This window comes from Synechococcus sp. CB0205, from assembly GCF_000179255.1.
Lineage (GTDB): Bacteria > Cyanobacteriota > Cyanobacteriia > PCC-6307 > Cyanobiaceae > Vulcanococcus.
The window spans coordinates 1-6,355 of the sequence record NZ_ADXM01000017.1 but is presented as its reverse complement, the minus strand read 5'-3'; the positions used below and the strand labels follow the sequence as shown (position 1 = coordinate 6,355).

Here is a 6,355-nt window from a genome sequence, read left to right as displayed (position 1 = left end):
TGGATTTGATTTGGCTTGCCATCCACTATCAAGAGGACTCCTACGCCTTCGTCTAAATCGATGTTGAGGTTGTATTGGCTTGAGAGCCCGTCTGCAGGTAGGCGATCTGATGGGAGATAGGTACCCGCACGCTGTGCGTTTTCTAGTGCTACTTGCAAGTATCCTTCTTCGCCTGGTTGCTTGGTCCACCGCCAGAAGCCGCGTCTTGACTCAACGGCCCCTGTGACTGAATCAGCTTTGTAGAACGCGAGGCCATTTGCATTGCTGCTTAGGCGTTTGATGGATACGTTCATGGCCTTCAGCGGTCGTTTACGGTTGGCGCCCTAACGATTCAGTTTATGGATTTACTAAGGGTTGAACACTGTTAATCCATGAAGATTCTTTGTTGCCTTTTCGCTGCATTTTGATTAGCTCTTCCTTCTGAATCAGCGATCCAGCAGGAAAAGCAGGCTGCGCACCACCTTGGCCGCCAAGACGCTGCTGACCCCGGTCGGGTCGAGCATGGGCGCCAGTTCCACCACGTCAGCGGCCACCAGGTTGTGGTGGCGTAGCTCCTCCACCAGGGCGGCGAAGTCCCGCCAGAGGAACCCTCCCGGCTCCGGGGTGCCCGTACCGGCCATCACCGCGGGGTCAAACCAGTCCAGGTCAACCGTGAGGTGGATCGGTTTGCCCCGTAGGGGGATGAGCGCCCCGGCCATCCGCTCGATGGCGACCAGGCGTCAGGTTTGGTGCAGTTCGCTGAATTCCTCCATCGCGTGGGCGCGGGCAGATCTCTCCAGATTTTCGCACCGCCGGGCTAGGCCTTGAGGGCCTCGATGAGCTCAGGGCGGCTGTGCCAGCTCCAGGGGCCGCCGGTGACGGCGTCGATCTGCAGCTCCCGGCGCAGGTCCTCCAGGTTGCGGGGCATCAGAGCTTCCCAGGGCTGGGCAAAGAGGGGTTGGGCGTTGGCACCCATCTCCAGCCCTTCACTGATGCGGCCAAAGGCATAGGCCGTGGTGTGGGCCTTGTCGGCGTGGCTTTCCAGCTCGTCAATCGGGGTGTCATCCCTGAACCAATTCAGCAGCAGGGACATCAAGTCGGTGAAGGCCAATCCTGGGTGGGAGAACTGGGCGACGCTGACGCTGATCACCCCCAATTCGCCGAAGTTGTCCAGGCTGAAGCCGGTGAGGATGTGGTGTAGGTCGTGGGTCGCGTAGACCCGGTAGTTGATGTAGTCGGCGTCGGTCTCGAGATTGCTGAAGAAGCTGGGCTCGGGGAAGAAGTTGATGTCGTAGCCCAGGGCCCCGAGCACCGTCGCGTAGGTGTGACCCAGGCTGCCTTTGGGCAGGGCTTTCAGGGCCTCAGGGTCGTAGGGCCCGCTGAGCTGCCGGGTTTGGATCAGCCGCTCGGCTTCGGGATCGCGGGCCAGGCGTTTGCGGCAGAGCTTCATCGGGTTGGAGTCCCGCAGCCGGTGGGAGAGCTCAAAGACGTTCTGGGCTGACTCCCCTCCTCCAGCCGCCAGGTCCATCAAGCCCAGAAAGCCCTGGATTTGCTCGGGGCTGGCCAGGCGATCGAGGTAGCTAAAACCCATGGGGGCTCCAGTGCCGGCCCCTCAAACTAGAAATGGTTTTTCGATCAGACCGCGTCCTGCTGCTCCTGGCGGATCTGGGCCTTGGCCTGCTGCCAGAGACCCTCGAGTTCGTGGATGCTGCGGCCCTGAAGATCGCCCCCCAGGGCGGCCTCGACGCGGGAGAAGCGATCAAGGAAGCGTCGGTTGGTGCCCGCGAGGCCCTCCTCGGGTTCGATGCCGCACCAGCGCGCCACGTTCACCAGGGTGAAGAGGACATCACCGAGTTCCTCCTGGGCGTGGCGCTTGTCCCCTGCGGCCACGGCTTCCTTGAGCTCATCGAGCTCCTCGTGCACCTTCTCCCAGACGCCGTTCATGTCATCCCATTCGAAGCCCGCCTTGGCGGCTTTCTTGGAGATGGTCATCGCTCCGGCCAGGGCGCCTTGGCCGCGCACCTTGCCCGCGAGGCGATCGCTCAGGGGACTGGCGGAGGGCGGAGCCTCTCCTTTTTCGCTGGCCTTGATGGCCTCCCAGGTGTCCTTGACCGCGGCGCTGTCTTTGGCGATGGCATCGCCAAAGACGTGGGGGTGGCGGCGGATCAATTTCTCGCTGATTCCCTGGGCGATGGCCTCGAGATCGAAGCGCTGCTCCTCCTGGGCGATCTGGGCATGGAGGACCACCTGCAGCAGCAGATCGCCGAGTTCCTCTTTGAGGTGGGCGTCATCCCCGTGGCGGATGGCGTCGGCCACTTCGTGGGCCTCCTCGAGCACATAGGGCACGAGGGACTGGTGGGTTTGCTCCAGGTCCCAGGGGCAGCCCCCATCGGGATCGCGCAGCTTGGCGACCACCGCGATCAGCTCTTGCAGGGCGTCGCTCATCGAAGGGGGGCCAGCTGGCTCCTCACGATCTCATTGCGCTGCAGGCCGGCGGCTGAACCAAAGCCGGTTGAACAGGGCCTGCAGCAGTTGTGTCGCTGGCTCCATCCCCGCCCGATGCAACTGCCCCGCCAGGCGATCTGCATCCACGGAGTAGACCCCGGCATTGCGGGAGGCCATCACGCGCTCGATCGTTTCGGAGTCCATGCCTTGGGCGTGGAAGCGGGCCCGGGCGATCGCCTGCCAGAGCTCCATGTCCGCCCCGGGTTCTTCACTGAAGCCGCTGATCACCAGCACGCCCCCAGGACCGACGCGGGCACAGAGCTGTTGGAGGCAGTCCTCTTGCTCAGCCGGAGGAAGCAGGTGCAGGACGTTGTGGCAGATCACCGCGTCAAAACGGCCTGGCACCTCCTTGAGGTCGTTTGGGGCCCAGCCGATGCGACTGCCCGCTTGGACGCGGGCGATCACGGCGTCGCAGAACCCCCGCATCTGCTCGCTCGGCTCCACCAGCTGCAGGGGTGCGCCGGGCATGGCCTTCAGCAGGCTAGGCAGTTCTTCCCCTGCACCAGGGCCCACCACGAGCGCCGATGAGGCCGTTGGCACGAGGGCCCCGAGTGCAGCAGCGGCGAGCTCGAAGTGGGTGTCGTAGGCGGGAATCAGCCGGCGAATGCTCTGGTCGTAGTGCCGGCCGTAGTCGCCATCGAAATCAAGGAGCGCCATGGGGCTTCGCGATTGCCTGTGGTCTAGCGACGGCGCCAGAGCCGTGGCATGGGATCACCGTCCTGCAGCAGGTGCAGCCAGGCGCTGGCCTCGATGCCAACCAGGGCCACCCAGAGCAGCCGCTCCTGCTGCTTGAGCCTGGTCAGCAGTTCGCTGCTCGAGGGGGCTCCCCATGGGTGCAGCAGGCCGCTCAGCAGCAGGACAATGCCGAGGCCATAGCCCACCCGCACCAGGGTTCCGATAACCGGCGTGTGGGACAGGATCGAGCGATGGCGCAGGGTCTTGCGGTAGGGCCACCAGAGCCAGCGCAGGGGCCCCCAGCGTTGGTAGGGCCGGGAGTTGGTGTCGAGATCGGGGGAGAGCCAGAGGCCTCCGATCAGGAAGGCCAGGGTGCTGACGACCGTTCCGAAAGGTCCAAGCCAGGGCCACCAGAGCAGCCCATAGGGCAGGGCCAGCCAACAGGTGGCGCGGTCGTGTTGCTGGCCGCTGGCCATCGCCGGGGGTGAGTGCTGCCCTGCAGAATGCCGTAACCGCCCGGTTAGCTCAGCGGTAGAGCGCCTGCCTTACAAGCAGGATGTCGCTGGTTCGAACCCAGCACCGGGCATTGCTTCTGAGGCTGCTTGCCTTGGTTTGCGCGCAAAAATCGCGCAAGGCACCCATATCTAGTGGTTCGGTCATCCCGAAAGCGTCTTCTTGGCACTAGGTGCCTAGGCTTTTGGCTCGAACATTGACCAGAGACAGTCCTCACGCCTCATGTGCAGGGTTCTCGTCATGGCTCTGACGGATTGAGTTCCGCAACTCCTGGTCTTTGTATCCGCTGCGTGTGGTGCGGGCGGTGACGAAGCAGGCCTGACCAGCCACCCGATCCTTTTTCGTTCTCTTATTACGAGAGTCGCTTCGTCATGGTTAGTACTTCATGGTTAGTCCAGGCAGAGGCCGCGGCTCAATTGCACGTGTCTGAGCGGACTCTGGTTCGTTGGCGCTCATGTCAGTTCCTGAGGCACGGCAAGCATTGGCGCCGCGCGCTGCCTTCAGCACGTTCTCGCGTGCTTTACAACATTGAACAATGCGCAAGAGATGTGGCGAAAGCCTGCATCCGAAATGGAGAGTTATTGGAGCGAGATATTAAAGACCTTGGCTAGCATTTTTGCGCAAGCATAGGCACTTAAATATCCTAGAAATGCGATGAATAATGGCCTTGGTGAGCCCATCGGGACTCGTTATCTTCCTGAGCAATTAAAGCTCATCGAAGAAGCTGCGGCGGCGTTAAAAATCGAGCGCTGCCAAATCATCAGGATTGGTGCTTCTCTCTATGCGAAGCAACTGTTAGTGGAATCTCGGATCAATTAATTACTCTGACTCATTTCAGAGGAAGATTAGCAACCATTCACCTTTCACTTTTGTTCATAGTCATGGATGCTCAGAACAACGCTTCCCCTTCGGTAAGCACGCCCTCCGAACTCTCCGGAGCCCCCGTCCCGGAATCTGTTAAGTCTGGACAGCTCGCATTAGAACGCTTCAAGAGCGAAGTTAAGGCTGTCGTCAATAACGACAGCCTTAAGCGCTTGGATCGTCTCCCGATACTCCGACAGATTAAGGATGATTTGAAGCTAAGACTTCAAGATAGCGAAATACGAAAAATGATGCATGATGCGCGACGAAAAGGTCGACCAGCATACGAGCCAATTTCTAGTGGTCGTAAGCTCAGGCGCGTTAAAACGAAATGGCTGTTAGATGGAATCGTAATGGCCGGCCAGGTCAATATTGTTTTAGCTCTTGCCAAGACTGGCAAAACTTTGCTGGTTCTACAGTTTATAGCGGCATTGGTCAACGGAGAAGAGAGTTTCCTTGGAAGGAAACTCTCTCAGGGAGACCGGAATAATCATATTCTTATCTGTGGACCAGATATGAATGAGGCGGACTGGGCTGAATGCCTTGATACATCTGGACTTCTTGTGGAGGATGAACTAATTGGTGATGGCAGAATTGAGTTGCTGACTGCCGAGGATGCATTTAATTTGGATGATGATGGGATTGACTTCATTGCTCATAGAGCACAACAATATCCCAGCCTAGTTGTGTTGCTTGATAGCTATACCAAGTCAATGGAAGGAATGGGTTATCAAGACAAGGACACTAGTTATGGTGATCCATTATCGGCTCTTGCTGATGCCGTGGCCCCATGGGGCGCCACGGTCATCGTGATTCATCACGTTAGTAAGACTAATCGTAATGCAAGTCCCGTACTTGCCGGACGCGGATCTATGAGGATGACTGAGATTGCTTCATGGGTAGTCAAAATACAGTTTGTTGAGCAAGAATCAATAAACTCTTCTTCGGATAATCTTGTCAGCGGTCCACGCAGAATTACAACAACAGGGCGTGGCCGGTCTGTTGAGCTTATCGCTGAGATGGATGCCAATGGATGCTGGTCTAGTAGCGCTGATATAGAGAGAGTCTTGCTACGGATTGAAGAAGAGCAGCATCTAGCTAATCTTCTTAATAGCCTTAATGATCGCCAGAAAACCGCTCTTGAAATTCTGAAGTGTGAATGGGCTGATGGAGAAACAAGTACCGTCGAGATGGTAGCGGCCCGCTTATTTGGCGGGCCGCCCACAGAGGATAGTAAGCGTAAGGCGCGCTCAACACTTGACCAGTTAAAAGATAAGGGTTTAATCGAAAAAGCTCTAATAACTGAAGACTATGGACAATGTACAGTCTTTTGGCCGACTGGTCCTGTGGATGGTCCGGAGGCTGTGGAGCATCAGTCGGAGAGATCCAGCCTGAATATCGCAGACTGTTTGTTCTGAGCTATCTAGCAAAAGGGCGGCTTAGTGCCGCCCTCCAGACGTACCAATCATAGAACCGGTAAAGCATGCGATTTAAGGCCTTCCCATGTACGTTGAAATTAATTTGTTAAAACTATATGCAGCACTCCTATCGGCTATAGTTCTCGCAGGTCATGTTCGACTCATTCCTATGTCTAAAGTCAGTCGTGGCGCCTATGTCCCTATTGCATTGTCTGTGGGCGTGTTTCTATTGGGATCCATAATAATTCTGTTGAGCCAGGCCAAGCAGGAACAGTCAGTGCGAGAAGCTCGTGCCTCTACTGAGGCTGAGGCACGAAAGAACGCTGAGCGGTGCATCCTTGACCCATCTAAAAGTAATTGCTCAACAATTGATCATAAGCTGCTTACGGTTGATGTATCTAGTT

Annotated in this window: 6 protein-coding genes, 1 tRNA gene and 1 pseudogene; 2 read left to right on the top strand and 6 right to left on the bottom strand. The window is 57.7% G+C overall.

Going from position 1 to position 6,355, the window contains the following annotated elements; all coding sequences use genetic code 11:
• The 6 genes and pseudogenes from CB0205_RS16465 to CB0205_RS0101885 all read right to left on the bottom strand — a co-directional run.
• Positions 1-293, bottom strand: a 293-nt coding sequence (locus CB0205_RS16465; RefSeq protein WP_232197216.1) for a hypothetical protein, incomplete at its 3' end; no start/stop codon positions are given.
• A gap of 132 nt (positions 294-425) precedes the next feature.
• Positions 426-755 (bottom strand): annotated as a pseudogene (locus CB0205_RS14115) (arginase family protein); the annotation flags it as partial.
• A 41-nt stretch (positions 756-796) separates the two neighbouring features.
• A complete protein-coding gene (locus CB0205_RS0101900) occupies positions 797-1,570 on the bottom strand; it encodes a Coq4 family protein (RefSeq protein WP_010313673.1) in 774 nt (257 codons plus the stop codon).
• A gap of 44 nt (positions 1,571-1,614) precedes the next feature.
• Positions 1,615-2,424 carry a nucleoside triphosphate pyrophosphohydrolase gene (gene mazG / locus CB0205_RS0101895; RefSeq protein WP_010313671.1) on the bottom strand — a complete coding sequence of 270 codons (810 nt, stop codon included), beginning with the start codon at positions 2,422-2,424 and terminating at the stop codon, positions 1,615-1,617.
• Positions 2,425-2,454: 30 nt separating this feature from the next.
• Entirely contained in the window at positions 2,455-3,141 is a 687-nt protein-coding gene (locus tag CB0205_RS0101890; RefSeq protein ID WP_010313668.1) for a bifunctional 2-polyprenyl-6-hydroxyphenol methylase/3-demethylubiquinol 3-O-methyltransferase UbiG, read from the bottom strand.
• A 23-nt stretch (positions 3,142-3,164) separates the two neighbouring features.
• Positions 3,165-3,635: a metal-binding protein gene (locus CB0205_RS0101885; RefSeq protein ID WP_010313666.1), complete on the bottom strand. Its 471-nt coding sequence runs from the start codon at positions 3,633-3,635 to the stop codon at positions 3,165-3,167.
• Between the two features lie 38 nt (positions 3,636-3,673).
• Here CB0205_RS0101885 and CB0205_RS0101880 point away from each other — a divergent pair.
• Positions 3,674-3,745 (top strand) — tRNA-Val (locus tag CB0205_RS0101880).
• An 808-nt stretch (positions 3,746-4,553) separates the two neighbouring features.
• A complete protein-coding gene (locus CB0205_RS15175; RefSeq protein WP_156797748.1) occupies positions 4,554-5,951 on the top strand; it encodes an AAA family ATPase in 1,398 nt (465 codons plus the stop codon).
• The last annotated feature ends 404 nt before the right edge of the window (positions 5,952-6,355 follow it).